General features: G+C 73.0%; 21 protein-coding genes and 1 riboswitch. Of the genes, 13 read left to right on the top strand and 8 right to left on the bottom strand.

What is annotated here, in order from left to right; translation table 11 throughout:
- Window positions 1-73 precede the first annotated feature (73 nt).
- On the bottom strand, window positions 74-766 hold the full coding sequence (locus tag ACZ597_RS21000) for a GNAT family N-acetyltransferase (protein ID WP_471332202.1): 693 nt from the start codon (window positions 764-766) through the stop codon (window positions 74-76).
- A 278-nt stretch (window positions 767-1,044) separates the two neighbouring features.
- Between ACZ597_RS21000 and ACZ597_RS20995 the strand changes: the two genes are divergently transcribed.
- Together ACZ597_RS20995 and ACZ597_RS20990 are read left to right on the top strand one after the other, a co-directional pair.
- A complete protein-coding gene (locus ACZ597_RS20995) occupies window positions 1,045-1,845 on the top strand; it encodes a carbon-nitrogen hydrolase family protein (RefSeq protein ID WP_471332200.1) in 801 nt (266 codons plus the stop codon).
- Window positions 1,846-1,906: 61 nt separating this feature from the next.
- Entirely contained in the window at window positions 1,907-3,604 is a 1,698-nt protein-coding gene (locus tag ACZ597_RS20990) for a flavin monoamine oxidase family protein (protein ID WP_471332197.1), read from the top strand.
- A 311-nt stretch (window positions 3,605-3,915) separates the two neighbouring features.
- Here ACZ597_RS20990 and ACZ597_RS20985 read toward each other — a convergent pair whose 3' ends face one another.
- From ACZ597_RS20985 to ACZ597_RS20975, 3 genes are all read right to left on the bottom strand, one after another.
- Window positions 3,916-4,593: a DUF5995 family protein gene (locus ACZ597_RS20985; protein ID WP_471332194.1), complete on the bottom strand. Its 678-nt coding sequence runs from the start codon at window positions 4,591-4,593 to the stop codon at window positions 3,916-3,918.
- Window positions 4,594-4,669: 76 nt separating this feature from the next.
- A complete protein-coding gene (locus ACZ597_RS20980) occupies window positions 4,670-6,070 on the bottom strand; it encodes a uracil-xanthine permease family protein (RefSeq protein ID WP_471332191.1) in 1,401 nt (466 codons plus the stop codon).
- Between the two features lie 93 nt (window positions 6,071-6,163).
- Window positions 6,164-7,378 (bottom strand): MFS transporter, encoded by a 1,215-nt coding sequence (locus tag ACZ597_RS20975; RefSeq protein ID WP_471332188.1) that lies wholly within the window; start codon window positions 7,376-7,378, stop codon window positions 6,164-6,166.
- Window positions 7,379-7,433: 55 nt separating this feature from the next.
- On the opposite strand from ACZ597_RS20975, the gene ACZ597_RS20970 reads away from it, so the two are divergent.
- Window positions 7,434-8,603: an ROK family transcriptional regulator gene (locus ACZ597_RS20970; RefSeq protein WP_471332185.1), complete on the top strand. Its 1,170-nt coding sequence runs from the start codon at window positions 7,434-7,436 to the stop codon at window positions 8,601-8,603.
- Window positions 8,604-8,643: 40 nt separating this feature from the next.
- Here ACZ597_RS20970 and ACZ597_RS20965 read toward each other — a convergent pair whose 3' ends face one another.
- Window positions 8,644-9,381, bottom strand: a complete 738-nt coding sequence (locus ACZ597_RS20965; RefSeq protein ID WP_471332182.1) for an SDR family oxidoreductase — start codon at window positions 9,379-9,381, stop codon at window positions 8,644-8,646.
- A gap of 129 nt (window positions 9,382-9,510) precedes the next feature.
- Window positions 9,511-11,856, bottom strand: coding sequence for a chitinase C-terminal domain-containing protein (locus tag ACZ597_RS20960; RefSeq protein WP_471332179.1), 2,346 nt, complete (start codon window positions 11,854-11,856; stop codon window positions 9,511-9,513).
- Window positions 11,857-12,155: 299 nt separating this feature from the next.
- Window positions 12,156-12,285: riboswitch (FMN riboswitch) on the top strand.
- Window positions 12,286-12,437: 152 nt separating this feature from the next.
- On the opposite strand from ACZ597_RS20960, the gene ribD reads away from it, so the two are divergent.
- From ribD to ACZ597_RS20910, 10 genes are all read left to right on the top strand, one after another.
- Window positions 12,438-13,568 (top strand): bifunctional diaminohydroxyphosphoribosylaminopyrimidine deaminase/5-amino-6-(5-phosphoribosylamino)uracil reductase RibD, encoded by a 1,131-nt coding sequence (ribD, locus tag ACZ597_RS20955; protein WP_471332177.1) that lies wholly within the window; start codon window positions 12,438-12,440, stop codon window positions 13,566-13,568.
- The gene (locus tag ACZ597_RS20950; RefSeq protein ID WP_471332174.1) at window positions 13,569-14,192 is read left to right on the top strand and encodes a riboflavin synthase; all 624 of its coding nucleotides are present in this window, start codon (window positions 13,569-13,571) and stop codon (window positions 14,190-14,192) included. It abuts the gene before it with no gap.
- Window positions 14,189-14,842 carry a nicotinamide mononucleotide transporter family protein gene (locus tag ACZ597_RS20945; protein WP_471332171.1) on the top strand — a complete coding sequence of 218 codons (654 nt, stop codon included), beginning with the start codon at window positions 14,189-14,191 and terminating at the stop codon, window positions 14,840-14,842. Before ACZ597_RS20950 ends, ACZ597_RS20945 begins: the two co-directional genes overlap by 4 nt.
- Complete coding sequence (locus tag ACZ597_RS20940; RefSeq protein ID WP_471332168.1) at window positions 14,839-16,143, top strand: bifunctional 3,4-dihydroxy-2-butanone-4-phosphate synthase/GTP cyclohydrolase II; 1,305 nt, start codon at window positions 14,839-14,841, stop codon at window positions 16,141-16,143. Before ACZ597_RS20945 ends, ACZ597_RS20940 begins: the two co-directional genes overlap by 4 nt.
- A gap of 64 nt (window positions 16,144-16,207) precedes the next feature.
- The gene (gene ribH / locus ACZ597_RS20935) at window positions 16,208-16,693 is read left to right on the top strand and encodes a 6,7-dimethyl-8-ribityllumazine synthase (protein ID WP_007262951.1); all 486 of its coding nucleotides are present in this window, start codon (window positions 16,208-16,210) and stop codon (window positions 16,691-16,693) included.
- A 58-nt stretch (window positions 16,694-16,751) separates the two neighbouring features.
- Window positions 16,752-17,033, top strand: coding sequence for a phosphoribosyl-ATP diphosphatase (locus ACZ597_RS20930; protein ID WP_471332165.1), 282 nt, complete (start codon window positions 16,752-16,754; stop codon window positions 17,031-17,033).
- Window positions 17,034-17,101: 68 nt separating this feature from the next.
- A complete protein-coding gene (hisG, locus tag ACZ597_RS20925; protein ID WP_471332163.1) occupies window positions 17,102-17,950 on the top strand; it encodes an ATP phosphoribosyltransferase in 849 nt (282 codons plus the stop codon).
- Between the two features lie 116 nt (window positions 17,951-18,066).
- Entirely contained in the window at window positions 18,067-18,531 is a 465-nt protein-coding gene (locus ACZ597_RS20920) for a PH domain-containing protein (RefSeq protein ID WP_471282485.1), read from the top strand.
- A gap of 199 nt (window positions 18,532-18,730) precedes the next feature.
- A complete protein-coding gene (locus tag ACZ597_RS20915) occupies window positions 18,731-20,098 on the top strand; it encodes a hemolysin family protein (protein WP_471332161.1) in 1,368 nt (455 codons plus the stop codon).
- Entirely contained in the window at window positions 20,095-21,135 is a 1,041-nt protein-coding gene (locus ACZ597_RS20910; protein WP_471332159.1) for a hemolysin family protein, read from the top strand. The genes ACZ597_RS20915 and ACZ597_RS20910 overlap by 4 nt, the downstream gene beginning before the upstream one ends.
- Window positions 21,136-21,141: 6 nt before the next feature.
- On the opposite strand, the gene ACZ597_RS20905 is transcribed toward ACZ597_RS20910, so the two are convergent.
- Window positions 21,142-22,515, bottom strand: a complete 1,374-nt coding sequence (locus ACZ597_RS20905; RefSeq protein ID WP_471332156.1) for an FAD-dependent oxidoreductase — start codon at window positions 22,513-22,515, stop codon at window positions 21,142-21,144.
- 248 nt (window positions 22,516-22,763) lie between these two features.
- On the bottom strand, window positions 22,764-24,680 hold the full coding sequence (locus ACZ597_RS20900) for an AAA family ATPase (protein ID WP_471332153.1): 1,917 nt from the start codon (window positions 24,678-24,680) through the stop codon (window positions 22,764-22,766).
- Window positions 24,681-25,003 lie beyond the last annotated feature (323 nt).

The following is a 25,003-nucleotide window of genomic DNA, read 5'->3' as shown; positions in this document are numbered from 1 at the left end:
CCGCCGACGCTACGGGCAACTCCGGCGGTACTCAATGAACCCCGTGTTAAAGCGTGTTACGGAAGATCGTCTACTACTTCGGGGAGCGCACGCCGATGAACACCGGCTCCCTGCGCAGGGTGAAGCCCATCGCCTCGTACAACCGGACCGCGCCCGTGTTGCCCGCCGCCGCGTGCAGGAAGGGCAGGTCGCCGCGGTCCCGGACCACGGCCGCCACCGACCGCACCAGCCGGCCCGCCAGGCCCCGGCCGCGGAAGTCCGGGTGGGTGCACACCGCGCTGATCTCGGTCCAGCCCGGCGGCCGCATCCGCTCCCCGGCCATCGCCACGAGCCGGCCCTCGTGCCGGATCCCGAGATAGGTGCCCAGCTCGATCGTGCGGGGCAGGAAGGGACCCGGCTCGGTCAGCTTCACCAGGGCCGTCATCTCCTCCACGTCGGCCGGCCCGAGCCGGACCGCGTCCGGCGCGTGCTCGCCCCGCACCGCCCGGCCCTCCAGCTGGACCCCGGGCACGACGGCCACCGTCTCCCAGCCCGCCGGCGGGGTCGGCAGCCCCGTCAGCCACACCTCCTGGCCGGGACCGACCAGCGCCGCCAGATCCGCCCAGGAAGCCGGGTCCTCCGGGTCGGCGAGTGCCGCGAAGGGATTGGCGGCCGGCAGGTAGCGCGCGGCCCCGCTCCCCGAGTACTCGGCGAAGGCGTGGTGCGCGCCGTTCAGGGAGGCCCACACCGGGTTGTCGAGCGGGGAGGCGGGATTCTCGGCGGACATGTCGGTGCGGGATCCTTCCTGAGGGCCTTGGCGGTCGCCGCAGGGTAAGCCCGCAGGGCCCGGCTGAGCAGCCGCTTTTCCCGCGACCGTCAGGTCCCGCCCCGGCCCCCGCACCGCCCCGGGAGCCCCCGGAAACCCCCCGCGCAACGAATCGCCGCACATCCGCCGGAACGCGCAACGAATCGATGCGCCCAGCGCAACGCTCACGGCTTGTCCCGGTCGAACGCGCGAACGTACCGTTTTACGACCCCCACCCCACCTGTCACAGAGGTACGCCCATGCCCCCGCTGCGCACCGCACTCCTCCAGAGCTCCGGACGGCTCGGCGACACCGCCGAGAACCTGAAGCGGCTCGACGAGGCCGCGTCGCGCGCCGCACAGGGCGGGGCAGGGCTCCTCGTGACCTCGGAGATGTTCCTGACCGGCTACGCGCTGGACCTCCAGGAGGTGCCGGGGTACGCCGAACCGGCCGACGGCGAGTCCGCCCACGCCATCGCGGGCATCGCCCGCCGCCACGGGATCGCCGTCCTGTACGGCTACCCGGAGCGGGACGGCGACACCGTCTACAACTCGGCGCAGCTGATCGGCCCCGACGGCGCCCGGCTGGCGAACTACCGCAAGACCCACCTGTTCGGCTGCTTCGAGCAGGACGCCTTCACCCCCGGCGACACCCCCGTCGTCCAGGCGGACCTGAACGGCCTCCGCGTCGGCATCATGATCTGCTACGACGTGGAGTTCCCCGAGAACGTACGGGCGCACGCGCTCGCCGGGACCGACCTCCTCCTGGTCCCGACCGCGCAGATGCACCCCTTCCAGTTCGTCGCCGAACAGCTGGTTCCCGTACGGGCCTTCGAGAACCAGATGTACATCGCGTACGTCAACCGGACCGGCCCCGAGGGCGAGTTCGAGTTCGTCGGCCTCAGCTGCCTCGCCAGCCCCGACGGGGTCACCCGTACCCGGGCCGGCCGCGGCGAGGAAATGGTGTTCGGGCAGGTCGACCCGGAGCTCCTGGAAGCCTCCCGCGAGAACAACCCGTACCTGCGCGACCGCCGCCCCGGGCTCTACGCCTCCCTCGTCTGAGCCCCAGCACCGCCCCCGCCCTCCCCGCCCCGCCTGTTCTGCCGCAAGGAGACGTGCCCCCATGACGTCCACGGTGCCCACCACCGCCGTTCCGCACAGCGACGGCCAGCCCCCGATCACCATGTTCGGGCCGGACTTCCCGTACGCCTACGACGACTTCCTCGCCCACCCGGCGGGCCTGGGCCAGATACCGGCGACCGAGCACGGCACCGAGGTCGCCGTCATCGGCGGCGGCCTGTCCGGCATCATCTCCGCCTACGAGCTGATGAAGATGGGCCTCAAGCCCGTCGTGTACGAGGCCGACCAGATCGGCGGCCGCCTGCGCACCGTCGGTTTCGAGGGCGCCGGCACCGAGGGCCTGACCGCGGAGATGGGCGCCATGCGCTTCCCGCCGTCCTCCACCGCGCTCCAGCACTACATCGACCTCGTGGGCCTGCAGACCCAGCCCTTCCCGAACCCGCTGTCCGAGGCCACCCCCTCCACGGTCGTGGACCTCAAGGGCGAGACCCACTACGCCGAGACCATCGCCGACCTCCCGCAGGTCTACCGCGACGTCGCCGCCGCGTGGAACGCCTGCCTCGACGAGGGCGCCGACTTCTCCGACATGAACACCGCCATGCGCGAGCGGGACGTCCCGCGCATCCGCGAGATCTGGGCGAAGCTCGTCGAGAAGCTCGACGACGAGACCTTCTACGGCTTCCTCTGCAAGTCCGAGGCCTTCAAGTCCTTCCGCAAGCGCGAGATCTTCGGCCAGGTCGGCTTCGGCACCGGCGGCTGGGACACCGACTTCCCGAACTCCATCCTGGAGATCCTCCGCGTCGTCTACACCGAGGCGGACGACCACCACCGCGGCATCGTCGGCGGCTCGCAGCAGCTGCCGATGCGCCTGTGGGAGCGCGAGCCCGAGAAGATCCTGCACTGGGCCCAGGGCACGTCCCTGTCCTCGCTGCACGACGGCACCCCGCGCCCGGCGGTCACCCGCCTGCACCGCACGGCCGGCAACCGCATCACCGTCACCGACGCGTCGGGCGACATCCGCACCTACCGCGCCGCGATCTTCACGGCCCAGTCGTGGATGCTGCTGTCGAAGATCGCGTGCGACGACACGCTCTTCCCGATCGACCACTGGACGGCGATGGAGCGCACCCACTACATGGAGAGCTCGAAGCTCTTCATCCCGGTGGACCGCCCGTTCTGGCTGGACAAGGACGAGGAGACCGGCCGCGACGTCATGTCGATGACGCTGACCGACCGGATGACCCGCGGCACCTACCTGCTGGACAACGGCCCGGACCAGCCGGCCGTGATCTGCCTGTCGTACACCTGGTGCGACGACAGCCTGAAGTGGCTGCCGCTGTCCGCGAACGAGCGGATGGAGGTCATGCTGAAGTCCCTCGGCGAGATCTACCCCAAGGTCGACATCCGCCGCCACATCATCGGCAACCCGGTGACCGTGTCCTGGGAGAACGAGCCCTACTTCATGGGCGCGTTCAAGGCCAACCTGCCGGGCCACTACCGCTACCAGCGGCGCCTGTACACGCACTTCATGCAGGACCGCCTCCCCGAGGACAAGCGCGGCATCTTCCTCGCGGGCGACGACATCTCCTGGACGGCCGGCTGGGCCGAGGGAGCGGTCCAGACCGCGCTGAACGCCGTCTGGGGCGTCATGCACCACCTGGGCGGCTCCACGGACGCCGCGAACCCGGGCCCGGGTGACGTCTTCGACGAGATCGCCCCGGTCGAGCTCCCGGAGGATTAGCCCCTTCCGACGCGGCCTCGCACCGCTCGGCGCCGGGGCGCCTCCCGGGCTTCGGGCCCGCTGCGCCGGCCTCCGGCCGTCGGGTGCGGGGCGGGGCCGGTTCGGGTGGCCGGCGATCTCAGCCCCGCCGGCGACTGAGGCGCTGGGGGCACCTCCCAGCGGTGGCTGGGGGAGGGTCTGAGGGCGGAGCCCCCAGGAGGGGTCCGGGCGCAGCCCGGGGAACGGTGGAAGGGCGGGTGGGGGACAGCCCCGCAGGGCCCCGGGCCCGCGGCGGCGCCCCCGCCCGGAGGCCCGGCGGAAGCCGGCCGGCGTCACCAGCCGGACGGGCAGCCCCGCGCAGCGGACCGGCGGGCCGTCGGGGTCAGGAGGCAGCGGCCCACCAGCCCCACACCGGCGTCGAGGGACTCCTCGAACTCCTCGGCCAGATCCGGCGAGCGCCTCAGCGTCCACAGCAGCCGCGCCGACGCCCACGCGCCCGCCCGGGCCCGTTCCAGGCTCCACGACCCCAGCAGGTGCGTCAGCGGGTCGGCGACCTCCAGCAGGTCCGGGCCCGGCATCAGGTCCTCCCGGATGCGTTCCTCCAGGGAGACCAGGGTGTCGCCGACCTGGTGGAAGTCGGCCTCCAGCGCCGTCGGCGGGCAGTCCAGCGCGCGGCAGGCGGACACCACCGCGAGGGCCAGGTCATGCCCGATGTGGGCGTTGATCCCGGCCAGCGCGTGCTGGAGCGGCCGTACGCCCGGGTGGCGGCGGTACTGGAGCAGCGGGCGCCAGCAGGCCGGGGCCCGGTCCGCCTCCACCGCCGCCAGGTACCGCTCCGCGAACCGGACGGCCAGCGTCTCGGCCCGCCGGGGCGCAGGGAACTCGCCCTGGCCGATCCGCCGGTGCAGGGTCTGCGTGACGGTCATGTACACCCGGTTGAAGACGGCCACACCGTCCTGCGCGGGGAGCCGCTCGTCGAGGGCGCGCATCCGCGCGAGTACCGCTTCCATGCAAGGCAGCGTCCCAGCCGGGACGGCCCGCGCGGGGAACTTGGCCGTGCGCTTCGCCGGTTCGGGCGAAGGACCGTCAACCCCGCTTGTCGCCCCCGGCGTCGGTGTCCGCGTCGTAGTCGGACGTGCCGGAGTCCAGCAGCGGCTCCTGCTCCTTCAGGTGCGCGGGGGCGAAGTAGCGCAGCGCGTGGTAGCCGGTGATCACCACGATCGTGCCGAGCGCGATGCCGCCCAGCTCGAAGCTGTCGGTGAAGTGCAGCTTGACCCCGCCGACGCCGATGATGATGCCCGCCGCGGCCGGCACCAGGTTCAGCGGATTGCGCAGGTCCACCCGCCCGTTGAGCCAGATCTGCGCGCCGAGCAGGCCGATCATGCCGTAAAGGATGACGGTGATGCCGCCCAGCACCCCGCCGGGGATCGCGGCCACGACGGCCCCGAACTTGGGGCAGAGGCCGAAGAGCAGGGCGAAGCCGGCCGCGGCCCAGTAGGCGGCCGTGGAGTAGACGCGGGTGGCGGCCATGACGCCGATGTTCTCGGAGTACGTGGTGTTCGGCGGGCCGCCGACCGCCGTCGACAGCATCGACGCCGCGCCGTCGGCGGCGATGGCGGTGCCGAGCTTGTCGTCGAGCGGGTCGCCGGTCATCTCGCCGACGGCCTTGATGTGCCCGGCGTTCTCGGCGATCAGCGCGATCACCACCGGCAGCGCGATCAGGATGGCGGACCACTCGAAGGACGGCGCGTGGAAGGACGGCAGTCCGATCCAGTCCGCCTCGCCCACGCCGGAGAGGTCGAGCCGCCAGTGGTCCACGGCCTCGGGCCCGCCCACCGTGGAGTGGATCTTGCCGAAGAGCAGGTCGAAGACCCAGGAGACCGCGTACCCGAACACCAGGCCCAGGAAGATCGCGATGCGCGACCAGAAACCGCGCAGGCACACCACCGCCAGCCCGGTGAACAGCATGGTCAGCAGCGCCGTCCACTGGTCCTGCGGCCAGTACGTCGAGGCCGTCACCGGCGCCAGGTTGAAGCCGATCAGCATCACGACCGCGCCCGTCACCACCGGCGGCATCGCCGCGTGGATGATCCGCGCCCCGAACCGCTGGACGGCCAGACCCGCCAGGAACAGCGCCGCGCCGACGGCGAAGACCGCGCCCGTGACCACCGCGCTGTCCCCGCCGCCCGCCCGGATCGCCGCCGCGACGCCCACGAAGGAGAGCGAACAGCCCAGGTAGGAGGGGACCCGGCCGCGCGTCGCCAGGAGGAAGATCACCGTCGCGATGCCCGACATCATGATCGCCAGGTTCGGGTCCAGGCCCATGAGGACCGGGGCGACGAAGCTGGCGCCGAACATCGCCACGACGTGCTGGGCGCCGAGTCCGGCGGTGCGCGGCCACGACAGCCGCTCCTCGGGCCGCACCACCGCGCCGGGAGCGGGCGTCCGCCCGTCTCCGTGCAGGGTCCAGCGCACGCCGAAGCCCATGTCCCACCACTTCCGTTCCGTCGGCCGATCAAGGATCCTGGCCGCTTGCAGGTAGATCACCACAGAGATCACCGCAGCGGGCCAGCGGATATATTACGGCCGGATAGGGGCTGGTTCGTCCCGATTGGCGGGACCGGCCGCGCCCGGGACCCGCCCGGTCCGCAGCACCCCCGCCCCCGCGGTCAGCGCGCACGCCAGCAGGGTGACCAGGCCGAACGACACCACCAGCGAGCTGGCGTCCGCCACCGCCCCGATCGCCGACGGCGCGATCAGCCCCGAGGTGTACGTGATCGTCGCCACCCCGGCGATGGCCTGCGCCGGAGCAGGCCCGCTGCGCGCCGCCGCCGCGAAGGCCAGCGGCACCACCACCGCGATGCCGAGCCCGATCAGCGCGAAGCCCGCCATGGCCGCCGCCGGCTCCCGGACGCCGACCACCACCAGCCCGCCCGCGACGGCCAGCACCCCGCCCGCCCGTACGGTACGCACCGCCCCGAACCGGTCCACCACCCGGTCCCCGGCCAGCCGGGCCAGGGCCATGGTCAGCGCGAAAGCGGTGGTGGAGGCGGCTGCCGGACCGGCCGCGGAGCCCAGGACGTCCCGCAGGTACACCGCCGACCAGTCCAGGCTCGCCCCCTCCGCGAAGACCGCGCAGAAGCCCACCCCACCGATCAGCAGGGCGGTCCTCGGGGGCCGGGCGAAGCGCGGCGGGGCCTCCTCCTCGTGCTCGGCGCGCAGGTCCAGTACCCCGCGTACGGCGACCAGCCCGGCGGCGGTCAGGGTCGACGCCGCGACCAGGTGGTGGAGCCGGGCGTCGGCACCCGCGTGCGCGGCGACCGTACCGGCGGCCGAACCCAGCAGCGCGCCCACGCTCCACATGCCGTGCAGCGAGGACATGATCGAACGGCCGAGCCGGTTCTCCGTCTCCACGCCGAGGGCGTTCATCGCCACGTCCGACATCCCGGCGGTGGCCCCGTAGACGAAGAGCGCCCCGCACAGGGTCCACAGGTTCGGGGCCAGTCCCGGCAGGACCAGCGACAGGGTCCACAGGGCCAGCAGCCCGCGCAGGGCGGCGCGGGCGCCGAAGCGGTGGTTGATCCGCCCGGCCAGCGGCATCGCGAGCGCCGCGCCGAGCGCCGGGAAGGCGAGCGCCAGGCCCAGGGTGCCCGCGCCGAGCTGGGCGTGCTCCTGGATCCAGGGGATGCGGGTGGCGAAGGAGCCGGTGACGGCGCCGTGGACGCAGAAGACGGCGGCGATCGCGAAGCGGGCGTGGCGCAGGCGCGCCGGGCTGAGGTCGGGGTCCCCGGTCATGGGACGTAAACTATCAGGGAGCCTGCCTGATAGTTAGAGCCCTTCCCTCCCTAAGATGGGCGCCGTGACCCCTGCCAAGGTGCTGACCCCCGCCGCGACGGCCGCGCCGTCCCCCGCCTCGCCGAGCACGGCCCGGGCCATCAACGACCGCCTCGCCCTCGAACTCCTCCAGGAGGAGGGGCCCCTGACGGCGGCCCAGCTCAAGCGGCTCACGGGGCTGTCCCGCCCCTCCGTCGCCGACCTCGTCGAACGGCTCGGCGAGGCCGGGCTGATCGAGGTCGTGGGGGAGTCCGGCGAGCAGCGCCGCGGCCCCAACGCCCGCCTGTACGGGATCGTCGCCGGCCGCGCCCACCTGGCCGCCCTGGACGTACGGACCGACAGCGCGACCGCCGTCGTCACCGACCTGCTCGGACACCCCCTGGCCCGCGCCTCCCTGCCCGTCGACGCGGTCGGCGAGGCCGTGGCCCGGCTGGCGAGGCTGGCCCGGGAGGCGGGCGCCCGGGAGCTGCACACGGTGGTCGTCGGCGCGCCCGGCCTGGTCGCCCCGGCGGGCGGCGAACTGCGCGACACCGCCGGCCTGCCCGCCTGGCACCGGGACCTGGTGGCCGCCCTCCAGGAGACCCTGCCCGCCAGGGTGGTGGTGGAGAACGAGACCAACCTGGCGGCCCTCGCCGAGCAGCGCGTCGGCGCCGCCCGGGACCTGGACTCCTTCGTGCTGCTGTGGCTCGGCGCGGGCGTCGGCGCCGCCGTCGTCCTGGACGGGCGGCTGCGCCGGGGCGCCTCCGGCGGGGCCGGCGAGATCGGCTTCCTCCCCGTCCCCGGGACCGCCGGCCTGCCCTCCGCCACGGACTGCGGCGGCGGGTTCCACTCGCTGGCCGCGCGCGCGGCGGTGGCCGCCCTGGCCGCGGAGCACGGTTTCACCGGCCCGGTGGAGGAGGCCGTGGCCGGCGCGGCGGGGGAGGCCTTCCTCGACGCCCTCGCCGAGCGGCTCTCCCTCGGGGCGGCGGCCGTCGCCGCCGTCCTGGACCCGGGCTGCGTGGTCCTCGGCGGGGAGCTCGGCCGCGCGGGCGGCCCCGGTCTCGCCGCCCGCGTCGCGGACCGCCTGGCCGTCCTGACCCCCGTCCCGACGGAGGTCCGCGCCACCGCCCTCGGTGGCCCGGCCGTCCTGGAGGGCGCCCGCCTGGCCGCGCGGGAGGCCGCCCAGGACGACCTGTTCGGGGGCTGAGGGGGCAGAGGGCCCCGGCGGCCGGAGGGCCGCCCGCCGCCTACCCCCGCCGCTCCAGGAACTCCCCGAAGGTGGTCCGGCCCACCGCCTGGGCCGGGGCCAGGTTCCCGCCGCGCCGGAAGCCCGCGTACGCCTTCCCCGCGAGCGGCAGCGTGACCACGCGCCGCCTGCTGCCCGTCGCCGCGAGGTAGGCGCGGCCCCACTCCTGCAGGGTGCGGATCTCGGGGCCGCCCATGTCCGGGACCCGGCCCGCCGGGGCCGGCACGGCCAGCTCCGCGAGCCGGTCCGCGACCTCCTCGGCCGCGATCGGCTGCACCCGCACCCCCTTGGGCAGCGGGACCAGCGGAAGCTTCGCCGCCGTGGCCGTCACCTGGGCCACCAGGTCGTGGAACTGGGTGGTCCGCAGGATGGTGACCCCGAGCCCGGACCCCTCCAGCATCCCCTCCACCCTCAGCTTCGTCCGGTAGTAGCCGAACGGCACCACGTCCACCCCGACGATGGAGATGTAGACGATGTTGCCGACGGTCCCGCTGCGCCGGGCCGCCTCGATCAGGTGCCGGGCGGCGACGTCGTCGCCCCCGCGCGGCGAGCTGGCGCAGTGCACCACCACCCGCGCGCCGGCCATCGCCGAGTCCAGCCCGCTGCCGTCCCGCAGGTCGACCGGGTACTCGGCGGACGACCGGCTCAGGACCCGGACCTCCTGCCCCCGGCCGCGCAGCCGGTCGACGACCAGTGCCCCGAGGTTCCCGGTGCCGCCGGTGACGAGGATCGTGCTCATGGTGGATGTCCTTCCGCGTGGGGTGCCTTCGCCCAGGAGACAGACGGGAGCCGCGGAATGTGACAGCCCGCGCGAGGACCCGGTGGCCGCCGGGCCACCGGGTCCTCACTCACGCCCCGTCACGGGTGATCAGCAGGCGCCCTGGTCCTTCCAGACGCCCCACTGGCCGGTGCTGCCGGGCTCCTCGTTCTGCGTCCACCACTGGGCCTTCCAGCTGTGGCCCTTGTGCGAGACCACGCTCCCGGAGTTGTAGACGGTGCCGGCCACGTACGCCGGGGAGGTGCAGGTCCCGGGGGTGGTCGGCGGGGTCGTCGGGGGAGTGGTGGGCGGGGTGGTCGGCGGGGTGCTGCCGCCGCCCGGCTCGCCGGTGGTGGTGCCGCGCGCCAGGTCGCCGGCGAGGGCGTAGGTGGTGCCGGAGATGTTCACCGTCCAGTTGGAGGGCGTGGACACCGGCAGGTAGTAGTTGAACGCGAGGTCGACCGATGCGCCCGGGGCCAGCGTCTGCCAGGCCGGGAGCTTCAGGGAGACCCGCTGGAAGTCGCCCTTCAGGCCGCCGACGTTGCTGCCGGTGTGGCCGGTGGCGATCACCTTCGTACCGAAGCCGGACTGGTCCGAGGCGTTGGCCGGGGCCGAGGTGCCGTAGTCGAACTGGAACTCGGTGCCGCCGGGCAGCGTGCTCCTGGTGTTGTTGGTGATCCTGAGCTTCGGAGTGATCGGGTAGTTGGAGTCGCCCAGCTTGAACTCGGTGAACTCCGTCTTGATGTCCACGGCCTGCGCCGGCAGGGCGGCGCCCGCCTTCTTCGCGCCGTACGGGGTGGCGGCCTTGAACTTGTCGTACATCAGCGAGGTGAGCGTGTCGCCCATCTCGTACTGGCCCTTGGCCGCGTTGTACGCGTAGTCGCCGGCCAGCTCCCAGACCATCGTGCCGCCGATGCCCTTGTCGACCACGTAATCGGCCTTGGCCGCCACCGACTGCTCGTCCTCGGTCGACAGGAAGACCTTCTTCTGCGCGTTCCACAGCCACGGCGCCACGAGCGTGGAGTCGTACTTGCGGGCGTAGCTGCCGGTCAGGGTGGTGTTCGCGGGGAAGCCGTACTTGGTGACGTAGTCGCCGACGACGCCCTTCTCCAGGTTCTTGGCGTGCCACATCGGGTTGGAGCCCGCCGGGGACTCGACCCCGTTCGCGTCCTTGTCGTGCCACAGGTTGTCGATGCCGACCGCGCCGTCACCGCACTTGGTGAGACCGGCGCCCGCCGGGCAGCCGGTGGCCGGGGCCTTGCCCCACAGGCCGTCCGTGCCGCCCTGCACGTTCTTGAAGCCGCGGGTGTAGTACGGCAGGCCGATGTTGATCCGGCCCGACGGCATCGAACCGCGGAAGTAGTGGTAGGCCCAGTCGGTGTTGAGGTAGCCGACGCCGCCGTACTGGGAGGTGGAGTAGACGCCCGCGGCCGCCAGCTCGGCGTCCTTGCCGTCGTCGAAGAGGGACGCGTTGGGGCCGACGTACTCGTTCCAGGCTCCGTGCAGGTCGTAGGACATGATGTTGACGTAGTCCAGGTACTTCTGCATCTGGAACGTCTCCATGCCCCGCAGCAGGTAGCCGGAGGAGGGGGCGGCGACGGAGAGCAGGTAGTGCTTGCCGTCGGCGGCGCCCGCGCGGTCGAGCTTCTCGCGCAGGGTCTTCATGAGGACGTCGTAACCCTTGACCAGGCCGGCCCGGCGGGCGTTGGACAGCTGCCAGTCCAGCGGGTTGCCCGCGTCCTTCATGGTGGTCGGGTACTCGTAGTCGATGTCGACGCCGTTGAACCCGTACTTGCGGACGAACTCCACCGAGGAGTCCGCGAAGGTCTCGATGCCGGCCTGGTTGACCGAGCCGTCGGCGTTGGTGGCCATCGAGTAGAAGCCGCCGGAGGCGACCCGGTTGCCGTCGTCGCCGAAGTAGCCGCCGGTCTCGGCCCAGCCGCCGACCGAGATCAGCGTCTTCACGTTCGGGTACTGCTTCTTGAACTTGTTCAGCAGGTTGAAGTGGCCCTTGTACGGGAGGGCCGGGTCCATCTCGGCCCCCGCGACGCCCGGCCAGGTCATCCCTGTGGCGGCGTTGTTCGCGTTGTCCGCGCCGACCGAGAGCTTGTTGTCCGCGCCGACGTGGGCGAAGGCGTAGTTCAGGTGGGTGACCTTGGACCACGGGATGTTGTTGGCGAGGTAGGCGGGGCTGCCGTCCTTGCCGGTGCGCCAGCCGGTGAAATAGCCGATGACGCGGCGCTGGTGGTCGGCGCCCATCTTCTCGCGGCCTTCGGAGTCGTAGACCGAGCAGTACGGGACGTCGACGCCGGCGGTCTTGTAGAGGCCGTCGGGGCGACAGCTCTCGTTGTCGGGGGCGGCGTGGGAGACGCCCGCGGAGAGTCCGCCGACCAGCAGTCCGGCGATCGTCGCGCCGGATGCCAGGAGCATCGCTCTCGTACGTGTGGGGGACGGCATGGTGCCTCCTGGGGAGGGGAGGGTGACAGGGCCAACGTGCGGCAACAGGCAGAAAAACGGCGCTGGTTGGCCCGTGACGTGCGCACGTCGACAGGCCGGCTCCCGGGGAAGATGAAGGGAACGTTAAGAGGACTAGACCAACCCGTCAATAGGTCTGGACCAAAGCGGGGGGAGGGGGGATCGCGACACTCTTGGCGCAATAGGGGCGCTCAAGGGGCGGCGCTTCTGTGAGCCAGGCCACAGCGCATCACCCGCATGGCCCCCGATCACCCGTGGCACACTGGCCCTAGTACCAGTAGCAGCGCACTCCGGGGTCGGTGTAATTCCGAACCGGCGGTATAGTCCGCGACCCGTCCGCATCCAGCGGCCGGTTGACCAGGTGAAATTCCTGGACCGACGGTTAAAGTCCGGATGGGAGGCAGTGCGCGGCGGGCCAGTCACCGGTACGCCGCCGTCGGCGGTCCATCGGCGTATTCCCAGCGGATACGTGTCGGACGGACCGTGTCATCCGGCCTCGGCGTCCCCGCGTGCGCTACCCGCTTCATCTGTCGTATCCCGACAGGCCCCGGAGTCCGTGCCCGATGAGGCAGGAGGACCCGGTGGCGACACATGCCGCGCAGGCAGCACCCGACCCGAGCATCACCGCGATGCGCCGGGCCGTCGAGCTCGCCTCCCGCGGACTCGGCTCCACCAGCCCCAACCCCGTCGTCGGCTGCGTCATCACCGACCCCGCGGGCGCCGTCGTCGGCGAAGGCTGGCACGAGCGGGCCGGCGGCCCGCACGCCGAGGTCCACGCCCTGCGCGCGGCGGGAGACGCCGCCCGCGGCGGCACCGCCTACGTCACCCTCGAACCCTGCAACCACACCGGCCGTACGGGCCCCTGCGCGCAGGCCCTCGTCGACGCCGGGATCGCCCGCGTGGTCTACGCCGTCTCCGACCCGAACCCGCAGGCCAGCGGTGGCGGAGCCACCCTGCGCGCCGCCGGGGTCGACACCGAGGCCGGGCTCCTGGCCGACGAGGCCGAACAGGGCAACACCGCCTGGCTGACCTCCGTGCGCCTCGGCCGCCCCCACGTCACCTGGAAGTACGCCGCCACCCTCGACGGCCGCAGCGCCGCCGAGGACGGCAGCAGCCGCTGGATCACCTCCGCGGAGTCCCGCGCCGACGTCCACCGGCTGCGCGCCGAGGCCGACGCCGTCCTCGTCGGCGGCGGCACCCTGCGCGCCGACGACCCCCACCTCGCCGTCCGCGGCGTCGACGGAGCCGTCCAGCCGCTGCGCGTCGCCCTCGACGCCCGCGCCGGCCTCCCGGCGACCGCCCGCATCCTCGACGACGCCGGCCCCACCCTGATCGTCACCGGCGAGGACGCCGACACCGCGCACCTGCCCGGCACCGAGGTGCTCCGGCTGCCGCTGCACGACGGACGCGTCCCCCTCGACCGCCTCCTCGCCGAGCTGTACGGGCGCGGCGTGCGCTCCCTCCTCCTCGAAGGCGGCCCCACCCTCGCCGGAGCCTTCCTGGAGGCCGGGGCCGTGGACCGCGTCGTCGGCTACATCGCCCCCGCCCTCCTCGGCGCCGGCCCCGCCGCCCTCGCCGGCGCCGGCATCACGAACATCGCCCGCGCGGTACGCCTCGACATCACCGAGGCCGTCCGCACCGGCCCCGATCTGCGCATCACCGCCGTCCCCACCAACGCCCCCAAGGAGCACTGAGTGTTCACCGGAATCGTCGAAGAACTGGGCGAGGTCACCGCCGTCGAGCAGCTGGCCGAAGCCTCCCGCTTCCGCCTGCGCGGCCCCGTCGTCACCGAAGGCGCCAAGCACGGCGACTCGATCGCCGTCAACGGCGTCTGCCTGACCGTGGTGGAGACCGAGGACGGCGAGTTCACCGCCGACGTCATGCAGGAGACCCTCAACCGCTCCAGCCTCGGCGCCCTCGCCGCCGGCTCCCGGGTCAACCTGGAGCGCCCGATGGCCCTCGGCGGACGGCTCGGCGGCCACCTCGTACAGGGGCACGTGGACGGCACCGGCCGGATCGTCTCCCGCACCCCCTCGGAGCACTGGGAGATCGTCAAGGTCTCGCTGCCGGAGAACCTCGCACGGTACGTCGTGGAGAAGGGCTCCATCACCGTGGACGGCGTCAGCCTCACCGTGGTCGAGGCCGCCGCCGACTACTTCACCATCAGCCTCATCCCCACCACCCTCGCGCTGACCACCCTCGGCATCAAGCAGAGCGGCGACCCGGTCAACCTCGAGGTCGACGTCCTCGCGAAGTACGTCGAGCGCCTGCTGGCCGCCGGTGTGGACCCCCTCCACGCGAAGGAGACGGCGCAGTGACCGCCCTGACCTGGCTCAACGCCCAGGCCTTCGAGGTGTTCGGCCAGAAGGTCATCTGGTCCGACATGATCGGCAACCTGATGGGCCTGGCCGCCCTCGCCCTCGGCTGGCGCCGCTCCATATGGACCTGGCCCGCCCAGCTCCTCTCCGGACTGATCCTGGTCGCCGCCTACGCCTCCGCCCACCTCGCGGGCGGCGTCGGCAAGCAGCTCCTGGTGATCTCGGTCGCCGTCTGGGGCTGGCGCGCCTGGCAGCTCGGCCGGCAGAAGGCCCAGGACGGATCCATCGCCGTGCGCACCGCCACCTGGAAGGAGCGCGGACTGCTCCTCGCCGGGGCGGCCGCCGGCACCCTCGCCGTGGGCGGCCTGTTCACCCTGTTCCCGGACCTGTCGTGGAGCCCGTGGGCCGACGCCTACATCTTCGTCGGCACGATCGTGGCGATGGTGGCCCAGGCCCGCGGCCTGGTCGAGTTCTGGTTCGCCTGGCTCCTCGTCGACCTCGTCGGCGTCCCCCTCGCCTTCAACAGCGGCCTGGCCTTCTCCGGCCTCGTCTACGTCGTCTACTTCGCGCTCGTCCTGTGGGGCGCCTACGACTGGTACCAGCGCTCGCGCACCACCCCCGCCACGGCCCTCGAAGGAGCAACGGCATGACCACCATCCTCAAGTCCGTGCCGGACCCGGCTGGGACGGCCGCCCAGGAGGCCTTCCGCCTCGACCCCGTCGAGCAGGCCATCCGCGACATCGCCGCCGGCCGCCCCGTGGTCGTCGTCGACGACGAGGACCGCGAGAACGAGGGCGACCTCGTCATCGCCGCCGAGAAGGCCACCCCCGAGATCGTCGCGTTCATGATGAGCGAGTGCCGGGGCCTGATCTGCGCGCCCATGGAGGGCCCCGAGCTGGAGCGCCTGGAGCTCCCGCAGATGGTCCAGAACAACACCGAGTCGATGAAGACCGCCTTCACCGTCTCCGTCGACGCCACCGCCGCGCACGGCGTCACCACCGGCATCTCCGCCGCCGACCGCGCCACCACCCTGCGCCTCCTGGCCAACGGCACCTCCGAGGCCGGCGACTTCGTCCGCCCCGGCCACGTCTTCCCGCTGCGCGCCAAGCCCGGCGGCGTCCTGGTCCGCAACGGCCACACCGAAGCCGCCGTCGACCTCGCCCGCCTCGCGGGCCTGCGCCCCGCCGGCGCCATCGTGGAGATCGCCGGCGAGGACGGGGTCATGCTGCGGCTGCCCGAGCTGATCCCCTTCGCCCGCAAGCACGGCCTGACGATCATCTCCATCGAGGACCTGATCGCCTACCGCCGCTCCTCCGAGCCGACCGTGCGCCGCGAGGCCGAGGTCAGCCTGCCGACCGCCGTCGGCGAGTTCACGGCGTACGGCTACCGCTCCACCGCCGACGGCGTCGAGCACGTCGCCCTCGTCCACGGAGAGGTCGGCGACGGCGAGGACGTCCTGGTCCGGATGCACTCCGAATGCCTGACCGGCGACATCTTCCAGTCCCAGCGCTGCGACTGCGGCCCCCAGCTTCAGGCCGCCATGGCCCGCATCCAGGCCGAGGGCCGCGGAGTGGTCGTCTACCTGCGCGGTCACGAGGGCCGCGGCATCGGACTGCTGTCCAAGCTGCGCGCCTACGAGCTCCAGGAGCGCGGCCGCGACACCCTGGACGCCAACCTGGAGCTCGGCCTGCCCGCCGACGCCCGCGACTACGGGGCCGGCGCCCAGATGCTCGCCGACCTCGGCGTCCGCAGCGTCCGGCTGCTGACCAACAACCCCGACAAGTCGGCCGCCCTCGTCCGCCACGGCATCGCCGTCACCGGCCGCGAGGCCATGCCCGTCGAGGCCGGCGAGCACAACCTCCGGTACCTGCGCACCAAGCGGGACCGGATGGGCCACGACCTGCCCTGGCTGGAGGGTGCCGTACCCACCTCCGCCTGCGGCAACCAGTAACCAGAACCACGCAGACACACCACTCGTACACACCAGCGGAACCGAAACACCGAGGAGCAGAGCTGTGAGCGGCAAGGGCGCACCCGAACTGAGCGTGAAGAACTGCGGAGACCTCCGGGTGGCCGTGATCGCGGCCCAGTGGCACGAGAAGGTCATGGACGGTCTGGTCGACGGCGCCCTGCGGGCCCTGCACGAGCTGGGAATCGACGAGCCCACCCTGCTCCGCGTCCCCGGCAGCTTCGAGCTCCCGGTCGTCGCGAAGGTGCTGGCCGGCCGCGGCTACGACGCCATCGTCGCCCTCGGCGTGGTCATCCGCGGCGGCACCCCGCACTTCGACTACGTCTGCCAGGGCGTCACCCAGGGCCTGGTGCAGGTGTCGATCGACACCGGAGTCCCCGTCGGCTTCGGCGTCCTGACCTGCGACAACGACGAGCAGGCGCTGGACCGCGCCGGGCTTGAGGGGTCGAACGAGGACAAGGGGCACGAAGCGGTCACCGCCGCCGTCTCCACCGCCATGACCCTGCGCACCGTCAGCGAACCCTGGCGGTAGTCCAAGGAGTGAACCCCGGCACCGGGGGACCGGGGTGAGCCCGTACCCTAAGGACATCATGGCGAACGAACCCACCAAGAGCTTCGAAGAGCTCTTCACGGAGCTCCAGCACAAGGCCGCCAACGGCGACCCCAGCACCTCCCGCACCGCCGAGCTCGTCGGCGAGGGCGTCCATGCCATCGGCAAGAAGATCGTCGAGGAGGCCGCCGAGGTCTGGATGGCCGCCGAGTACGAGGGCAAGGACGCCGCCGCCGAGGAGATCTCACAGCTGCTCTACCACGTCCAGGTGATGATGGTGGCGCGCGGGATCTCCCTCGACGACGTCTACGCGCACCTCTAGGCCGGAGCCCGTAGTACCGGGGCCCCGCCCCGCCCACACCCTTCGCAACTACGCACCAAAGGAAGCCCATGCTGCGCATCGCCGTCCCCAACAAGGGTTCACTCTCCGGACCGGCGTCGGCGATGCTCCATGAGGCCGGCTACCGCCAGCGCAAGGAGTCCAAGGAACTCGTCACGGTCGACCCCGACAACGAGGTCGAGTTCTTCTACCTCCGCCCGAAGGACATCGCGATCTACGTCGCCTCGGGCAAGCTGGACATCGGCATCACCGGCCGGGACCTGCTGCTCGACTCCGGCGCCAACGCCGAGGAGATCCTGCCGCTGAACTTCGGCCGCTCCACCTTCCGCTACGCCACCAAGCCCGGCACCGCCAAGGGCCCCGAGGACTTCGGCGGGATGACGATCGCCACCTCCTACGAGGGGATCGTCGCCAAGCACCTCGCCGACCAGGGCATCGACGCCTCCGTCGTCCACCTGGACGGCGCAGTCGAGACCGCCATCGAGCTCGGCGTCGCGCAGGTCATCGCCGACGTCGTCGAGACCGGCACCAGCCTGCGCAACGCCGGCCTGGAGGTCATCGGCGAGCCGATCCTCAAGTCCGAGGCGACCGTCATCCGCCGCACCGGCGCCGACAACGACGACCCCAAGGTCGCCCAGTTCCTGCGCCGCCTCCAGGGCGTCCTGGTGGCCCGCAGCTACGTGATGATGGACTACGACTGCCGCGCAGAGCACCTGGAGCGCGCCGTCGCCCTCACCCCGGGCCTGGAGTCCCCGACGATCTCCCCGCTCCACAACGAGGGCTGGGTCGCGGTCCGCGCCATGGTCCCCGCCAAGGAGGCCCAGCGGATCATGGACGACCTGTACGAGCTCGGCGCGCGCGCGATCCTCACCACCTCGATCCACGCCTGCCGCCTCTAGGACGGTCCCGCCGGAAGGGGTCCGCACCCGGACCCCTTCCGGCCCCACCGCCCCCCGTACGGCGCAGCACCCCCGCGCCGTCCTCCCGTACGCCACCCCAGAAGGCCCAGCGCACCATGAGCGAGTCCGCCGCCCACCCCGCACCCCCCGCCCTGCCGGTCACCTTCCGGCCGAACCGCACCCGGGCGGTGCTGCTCAGCGTCGGGCTCGCCATGTTCGCCACCATCACGGCGATCGCGCTGCTCCTGGAGAACCTCAGCCCCGGCGAGCGGGTCAGCTTCGTCTTCACCGCCGCCCTGATGGCCTCCGTCCTCGTCCTGCTCAGCCGCCCCAAGGTGGTCGCGGACGAGACCGGCGTCACCGTGGTGAACCTCACCACCACCCGCCGCCTGGAGTGGGCGCAGATCCTCCGCGTCAACCTCCGCCCCGGCGACCCGTGGGTCTTCCTCGACCTCAACGACGGCACCAGCCTGCCCGTCCTCGGCATCCAGCCCGGCGTGGCCAAGGCCCGCGCCATCGGAGACGCCCGCGCTCTGCGCGCCCTCGCCGAAACCCGCGGAACCGGCACAAACGACCACTGACCCGGCCGGGCCCCGTCGCTGCGTCCCATTGCGGCGGCGATCTCAATGACTACCCTGGTGGCGGGGCGCGCCCGTGCGCCCTCCCACCGCCCCGGGACCCCGTGGCCCGTGGGCACCTGCGACCAGAGGAGTGACTCCCTCCAGCAATGGACGGATCGTCCGGTAGTACCCGCGCCGCCCTCCCCACGGAGGCGGCGGCATGACCATCCCGCTACTGCTGCTCGTGGCGGCCTTCGCACTGATCCTCGCCAACGGTTTCTTCGTGGCGGCCGAGTTCGGCCTCGTCACCGTAGAGAAGCCCGAGGCCGAGCGCGCCGCAGCCGAGGGCGACCGCCGTGCCCGCACGGTCGTCGAAGCCCTGCGGGAGCTGTCCTTCCAGCTCTCCGGCACCCAGCTCGGCATCACCATCACCTCACTCGTCGTCGGCATGCTCGCCGAACCGGCCCTCGCCGCCCTGCTGTCGGGGCCGCTCTCCGCCACCGGCCTGCCCGCCGGAGCCGTCTCCGGCGTCGCCGTCTTCACCGGCATGCTGCTCGCCTCCGCCGTGCAGATGGTCGTCGGCGAGCTCGTCCCGAAGAACTGGGCGGTCTCCCGGCCGCTCCAGGTGGCCCGCTTCGTGGCCGGCCCGCAGCAGGCCTTCTCCCGGGCCTTCCGGCCCGTCATCGCCGGCCTCAACTCCGTGGCCAACCGCCTCGTGCGGGCGCTCGGAGTGGAACCCGCCGAGGAGATGGCCTCCGCCCGCACCCCCGGCGAACTGGTCTCCCTGGTCCGCCATTCGGCCCAGGCCGGTGCCCTCGAACAGGACACCGCCGACCTCTTCGTACGGACCCTGTCGCTCGGCGAACTCACCGCCCAGCACGTCATGACCCCCCGGGTGAAGGTCAGCGCCCTCCAGGACACGGCCACCGCGGCCGACGTACTGAACCTGACCCGGGCCACCGGCCTGTCCCGCTTCCCGGTCTACCGCGAGCGCATCGACGAGGTGACCGGCGTCGTCCACCTCAAGGACGCCCTCGCCGTGCCCGAGGCCGAACGCGCCCGCACCTCCGTCGGCCGGATCTGCGTCGCCCCCCTGCTGGTCCCCGGCTCCCTGCCGGTCCAGCCGCTGCTGGAGCGGCTGCGCAGCGAACAGCCGATGGCCGTGGTCGTCGACGAGTACGGCGGCACCGCCGGCGTGGTCACCCTGGAGGACATCGTGGAGGAACTCGTCGGAGAGGTCCGCGACGAGCACGACCTCGCCGAGGACGACAGCCCCGAACTGGCCGCCGTACCCGGCGAGGACGGCCGGCCCTCCTGGGAGGCCGACGGCAGCTGCCGCGTGCACACCCTGCGCCGGATAGGCCTCGAAGTGCCCGAGGGGCCCTACGAGACCGTCGCCGGGCTCGTGGCCGACCTCCTCGGCCGGATCCCCTCCCCCGGGGACCGGGCCGAGCTGCCCGGCTGGAAGCTGTCCGTCCGCCAGGTCCGGCGCAACCGCGCGGAGCGGGTGCGGCTGGTACGCCTCACGGCCGTGCCGGCCCCCGCGAGCGGCCGCCCGGCCGCCGAGCTGGAAGGCGCCGCCCGGTGAACGCGCTCCAGCTCGTCTTCGCCCTGCTCCTCGTCCTGGCCAACGGCTTCTTCGTCGGCGCCGAGTTCGCGCTCGTCTCCGTACGCCGCAGCCAGATCGAGCCGCTGGCCCGCGAGTCCAAGCGGGCCCGCCAGGTCCTCTACGGCCTGGAGAACCTGCCGCGCATGATGGCCGCCGCCCAGTTCGGCATCACCATGTGCTCGCTCACCCTCGGCGCCGTCGCCGAGCCCACGGTGGCCCGGCTGCTGGAGCCCGTCTTCCACGCCCTCCACGTGCCCGAGGGCCTGATCCACCCCCTCGGCTACGTGGTCGCCCTGTCGGCGGTGGTCTTCCTGCACCTGGTCATCGGCGAGATGGTCCCGAAGAACCTCGCGATGGCCGCCCCGGAGAAGACCTCCCTGTGGTTCAGCCCCGGGCTGGTCGCCTTCGCCCGCCTCTGCGGCCCCGTCACCACGGCGCTCGGAGCGTGCGCGGCGCTGGTCCTGCGGCTGTTCAAGGTCGAGCCGAAGGACGAGGTCGAGGCCGTCTACACCAGCGCCCAGCTGGGCCGGCTCGTGGAGGACTCCCGGCAGGCCGGGCTCCTCGAACCGGTCGAGCAGGAGCGCCTGGAGGACGCCCTGGAACTGGGCAGCCGCCCGGTCACCGACGTCCTGCTCAGGCGGGACCGCCTGGTCACGGTGGGCCCGGCCGTCACCCCCCGGCAGATCGAGCAGCTGACGGTCCGCACGGGCTACTCCCGCTTCCCCGTCCGCTCCGAGACCGGGGCCTTCATGGGGTACCTCCACGTCAAGGACGTCCTCGACCTGGAGGAGCGCGAGCGGGCGGTGCCGCAGCGGGTGTGGCGCCGGATGACCACCCTGTGCTCCACCCTCCCGCTGGACGACGCCCTCAGCGTCATGCGCCGCGACGCCACCCACCTGGCCCAGGTGGCCGACCCCGCGGGCCGGATCCTGGGCCTGGTGGCCCTGGAGGACGTCCTCGAAATGCTGGTGGGCGAGGTCCGCGACCCCGCCCACCGGCCCTTCGCCCGCGTCTGATCCGGCTCAGCCCGGGACGAGTTCTTCCCACTCGTCCCGGGTCGGGCCGTCGTGCCCCGGCGAGAAGTCCGGGTTGGCCTCCAGCCAGGCGGTCACGTGCCGGTCCACCTCGTCGGTGCCGTAGGCGTCGGCGGCGGGCAGCAGGAGGTGGCGGACCTGGGCCCGGGCCCGCATGACGACCGGGTCCTCGAAGGCGCAGGCGCCCACGGCGGCGGCCCGCCGGTCCGAGAGCGGCGTGCTCTCGGCGAGGCGCTGCTCGTTGACGCGGTCCGCGGCCACCTGGGCGTCGAACCACGGCCGCAGGTTCCGGGCCGTCCAGTCGTGGTAGCCGGCCGGGTCCGCGGCCGTCGCGTCGGCGTGGGCGGCGAGGTACTGCGCGGCGCGCAGGCCGAGGGCGACGCCGTGTCCCAGCGTGGGGTTGGTGTGGACGAGGCTGTCGCCCGCGTTGACCAGGCCGGTGACCACGGGCCCGTCGTCGTCGGTGAGGGAGGTCCAGCGGTTGGGCAGGCCCGCCATGGGCAGGACGGCCGACTGCGGTTCGGGCGCCAGGCCGAGCCAGGCGGCGGCGGCCGGGAAGCGGCGGGCGGCGGCCTCGAACACGGCCGGGTCGGTGACCGCGCTCCGGGTCGGGTCGCCCGTGGAGAGCACCAGGTGCACCGCGAAGGTGTCGTTGTCGGAGGGGAACACCCCGGCGAGCGCGAACGGCGAGGCCGAGCCGGTCTTCACCTTCCCGGGGTCCCGGGGGCCGTCGGCCCGCAGCTTGTACCAGCGGCAGAAGTACGCGAGCCCGGTGCGGTGGCTGTCGACCACGGGCGGCCGGCAGCCGGCCCCGGTGAGCCAGGCGGGAACCGGCGAGCGGCGCCCGGACGCGTCGACGACCAGGTCCGCGCGGTGCTCCTCGGCCCCTACCCGCACGCCGGTGACCCGGGGCGGGCTGCCCTCCGCGAAGGCGAGGCCGCTCACCCGGCTGCCCTGCCGCACGTCGACGGCGGCCTCCCGCCGCACGGCCGAGGCCAGCGCCGCCTCCAGCACGATCCGGCGGGTCCGCAGGGTCACCAGCTCGTCGTCCCCGTCCCGGACCGGCGGATGCTCGCCGAACCAGTCGAAGTCGTGGTACTCCCGGGCGCCGCGCGCCAGCAGGTCCGCGTAGACGTCGGGGGTCTCGGCGCGCAGGACGGCGCGCACGGGGGCGAGGAAGGAATGCGGCTGGACGGCCTGCGGGACCCGGGGCCGGTCCCAGTCGAAGAAGTCCCGGTCGAGGTCTCCTCCGGCTCCCCGTACGTCCTGCTCGTACAGGGTGACCGCATGGCCCCGCCGCCCGAGCATGAGGGCCGTTCCCAGCCCGCTGATACCCCCACCGATCACTGCAACCCGCGCCACTGAGGCTCCCCTTCGCGTCGTGTTGCGGATCGACCCTACCCCGCCGATGATCTCCGTCGGCGCACCGGGTCACCCCTGAGCGGGGTCCGGGGCGGAGCCCCCGGGGGCACCTCCCGGCGGTAGCCGGGGGAGGAACGGTGGAAGGACGGGCAGGGGCCCCCGCTCCGCGCAGCGGCGCCACGGCCCGCACCCCGACGGACGTCCCCCTCCCCGGGACCCCCGCCCCCTGGGAGGGACGGCGGCAGCCGTCAGGCCGGGCTCGGGCCGCGGCCCGAGAGGACCTCGCCGTAGGCCTGCATCAGGTCCGGCAGACGGAGCGTGGCCAGGTCCTCCCGCGACGGCTCGCCCGCGAACCCCGCCAGCCTCAGGTCCCGGTACGCGCAGCTCTTCTCGTACAGGGTCCGCAGGAACCGGCCGTTGCCCAGTTCGTCGATCCAGCCCTGCTCCACCACGTGACCGCTGATGCTGCGCAGTTCCTCCCGCGCCTCCTCGTCCCAGCAGTCCCCGTTCGCCTCCGCCAGGACCCCGCCGATCGCGGTCAGTTCCGCCGGCCGGTAGCTCGGGAAGTCGACCCGGGTCGTGAACCGCGAGGAGAGCCCCGGATTGGCGGCCAGCAGCCGGTCCATCCCCGCCGGGTAGCCCGCCAGGATGACCACGAGGTGGTCGCGGTTGTCCTCGGCCCGCTTGAGCAGCACCTGAAGGGCCTCGTCGCCGTACGCATCGCCCTTGCTGTAGCCCGAGTTGGACAGGCTGTACGCCTCGTCCACGAAAAGCACCCCGCCGATCGCGGAGTCGATCAGCTCGTTCGCCTTGACCGCGGTCTGCCCGAGGAACTCCCCGACCAGGTCGGCCCGTTGGGCCTCCACCAGGTGGTCGCCGCCCAGCAGCCCCAGCGCGTAGAAGACCCGGCCCAGGATCCGGGCCACCGTGGTCTTGCCCGTGCCGGAGGGCCCCGAGAAGACGAAGTGCCGCTTCGGCGGCTGCACCGGCAGCCCCTGGGCGGCCCGCAGCCGGGCCATGTGCAGTTGCGCCGACAGCGCCTTCACCTGCCGTTTCACCGGCTCCAGGCCCACCATCCGCTCCAGCTCCGCCAGCGCCTCGGCGAGCAGCGCCGGATCGGCCGGCCCGGCCGGAAGCCCGGGCGGGGCGCCCTGCGGGGGCACCGGCAGCCGGTGCCGTACGCCCTCCAGCCGGCCCGTTCCCGGCGGCTCCCCGGGCGTGGGCGGGTCGGCGTCCACCTGCCCGTCCGGCGCGATGTCCTGGACCGGGCCGCCCCCGCCGCCACCGCCCCCGCCGCCCAGCGCGACCGCCGCGTAGTGCCCGGCGAGGCCCTCGCTGAGGTGGCCGCCGTACCCGCCGTACCCGAAGGCGTCGGCCAGGCCGGCCATGTCGTCGGGGTCGGTGCTGTCCTCGATCGCCGTCAGCCGGGCCGCGGTGTCCATGAACGCCGGGTCCACCCGGTGCACGGCCCGGTACAGGGGCAGTGCCGCCGCGCTGCGGCCGGTGCCCTCGCGGGCCCGCGCGAGCCAGTACCGCAGCTCCTTGCGCTGGGGCTGCTCGCTGCGGCACCGCATCAGCGCGGCCGACAGCATCGGCTCCGCCTGCCCGTACATCTCCAGCCGGACCCGGGCCATCCCGCCGAAGAGCCCCGCCTCGATGCCGAGCAGCGGGTCCAGCACCAGCGGCTCGGTGTGCCGTACCAGCTGCTCCCAGTCCTTGACCAGGTAGGCCCGGCAGGCGTGCAGGAAGCGGACCTGGGGATCGGTGTCCACGGGCGGCAGTGCTGCGAGGGCCTGGTCCAGCTCGGGCACGTGGCGGCCGTCCAGCCAGTGGGAGGCGTGGGCCAGCAGCAGGTCCCGCCGGCTCTCCAGCACCGGCTGCACCCACCAGCCCAGCCAGTACCAGGAGTTGAGGGTCCGCCGGTGCCGGGTGCGCTGCTCGCCGAAGCGGTCCCGGTGCGCGTACATCCGCAATAAGGCGTTGGTGGTGTCCACGCGCAGCGCGTGCAGTCCCAGCCAGGCGTCCGCCATGGTGGGATCCAGCCCGACGGCCGTCCGGAACTCCTCCTCGGCCTGCGGGTACGCGCCCATCGTGCAGGCGTCGACCCCGCGCAGCCAGGCGAGTTCGGCCGGGGCGTGTGCGCTGCCCGGCATGCCGAAGTCCATCACATCCCCCACAAGCATGCCCCGTGGTGCGCGGCAAACTCCGCGTCGCGCACCAGAGTTGTCGACCCCGCCGATGAAATCAGGGCTGCATCGTACCTGCGGTGACGCACCTTACCCAGGGTGCGGTGGGCACGGGTCGTGGGCGTGCCCCGGAAGCGCAGGGTAACTCAGGGTGAAGAAGAGCGGGCGGTGCGACGCGCGCCGCACCGGCCCGGGGCAGAACGAAGCCCCCGATCACGGGGGAACAATCGGGGGCTTCGCGTCCGCGGCGGCCTTCGCAGACCGCGCATTCAGAACGTACGGCGGTTCCCGGGCCCGGGTCA

This window comes from Streptomyces sp. NPDC040718, from assembly GCF_055593565.1.
This window is presented reverse-complemented; position numbering and strand designations above follow the sequence as displayed.

What these genes read in the sequence shown, in the direction of transcription:
- ACZ597_RS21000 (WP_471332202.1), bottom strand. Translation starts at nt 766, where the DNA reads ATGTCCGCCGAGAATCCCGCCTCCCCGCTCGACAACCCGGTGTGGGCC.
- ACZ597_RS20995 (WP_471332200.1), top strand. Translation starts at nt 1,045, where the DNA reads ATGCCCCCGCTGCGCACCGCACTCCTCCAGAGCTCCGGACGGCTCGGC.
- ACZ597_RS20990 (WP_471332197.1), top strand. Translation starts at nt 1,907, where the DNA reads ATGACGTCCACGGTGCCCACCACCGCCGTTCCGCACAGCGACGGCCAG.
- ACZ597_RS20985 (WP_471332194.1), bottom strand. Translation starts at nt 4,593, where the DNA reads ATGGAAGCGGTACTCGCGCGGATGCGCGCCCTCGACGAGCGGCTCCCC.
- ACZ597_RS20980 (WP_471332191.1), bottom strand. Translation starts at nt 6,070, where the DNA reads ATGGGCTTCGGCGTGCGCTGGACCCTGCACGGAGACGGGCGGACGCCC.
- ACZ597_RS20975 (WP_471332188.1), bottom strand. Translation starts at nt 7,378, where the DNA reads ATGACCGGGGACCCCGACCTCAGCCCGGCGCGCCTGCGCCACGCCCGC.
- ACZ597_RS20970 (WP_471332185.1), top strand. Translation starts at nt 7,434, where the DNA reads ATGGGCGCCGTGACCCCTGCCAAGGTGCTGACCCCCGCCGCGACGGCC.
- ACZ597_RS20965 (WP_471332182.1), bottom strand. Translation starts at nt 9,381, where the DNA reads ATGAGCACGATCCTCGTCACCGGCGGCACCGGGAACCTCGGGGCACTG.
- ACZ597_RS20960 (WP_471332179.1), bottom strand. Translation starts at nt 11,856, where the DNA reads ATGCCGTCCCCCACACGTACGAGAGCGATGCTCCTGGCATCCGGCGCG.
- ribD (WP_471332177.1), top strand. Translation starts at nt 12,438, where the DNA reads ATGAGGCAGGAGGACCCGGTGGCGACACATGCCGCGCAGGCAGCACCC.
- ACZ597_RS20940 (WP_471332168.1), top strand. Translation starts at nt 14,839, where the DNA reads ATGACCACCATCCTCAAGTCCGTGCCGGACCCGGCTGGGACGGCCGCC.
- ACZ597_RS20930 (WP_471332165.1), top strand. Translation starts at nt 16,752, where the DNA reads ATGGCGAACGAACCCACCAAGAGCTTCGAAGAGCTCTTCACGGAGCTC.
- hisG (WP_471332163.1), top strand. Translation starts at nt 17,102, where the DNA reads ATGCTGCGCATCGCCGTCCCCAACAAGGGTTCACTCTCCGGACCGGCG.
- ACZ597_RS20920 (WP_471282485.1), top strand. Translation starts at nt 18,067, where the DNA reads ATGAGCGAGTCCGCCGCCCACCCCGCACCCCCCGCCCTGCCGGTCACC.
- ACZ597_RS20915 (WP_471332161.1), top strand. Translation starts at nt 18,731, where the DNA reads ATGACCATCCCGCTACTGCTGCTCGTGGCGGCCTTCGCACTGATCCTC.
- ACZ597_RS20900 (WP_471332153.1), bottom strand. Translation starts at nt 24,680, where the DNA reads ATGGACTTCGGCATGCCGGGCAGCGCACACGCCCCGGCCGAACTCGCC.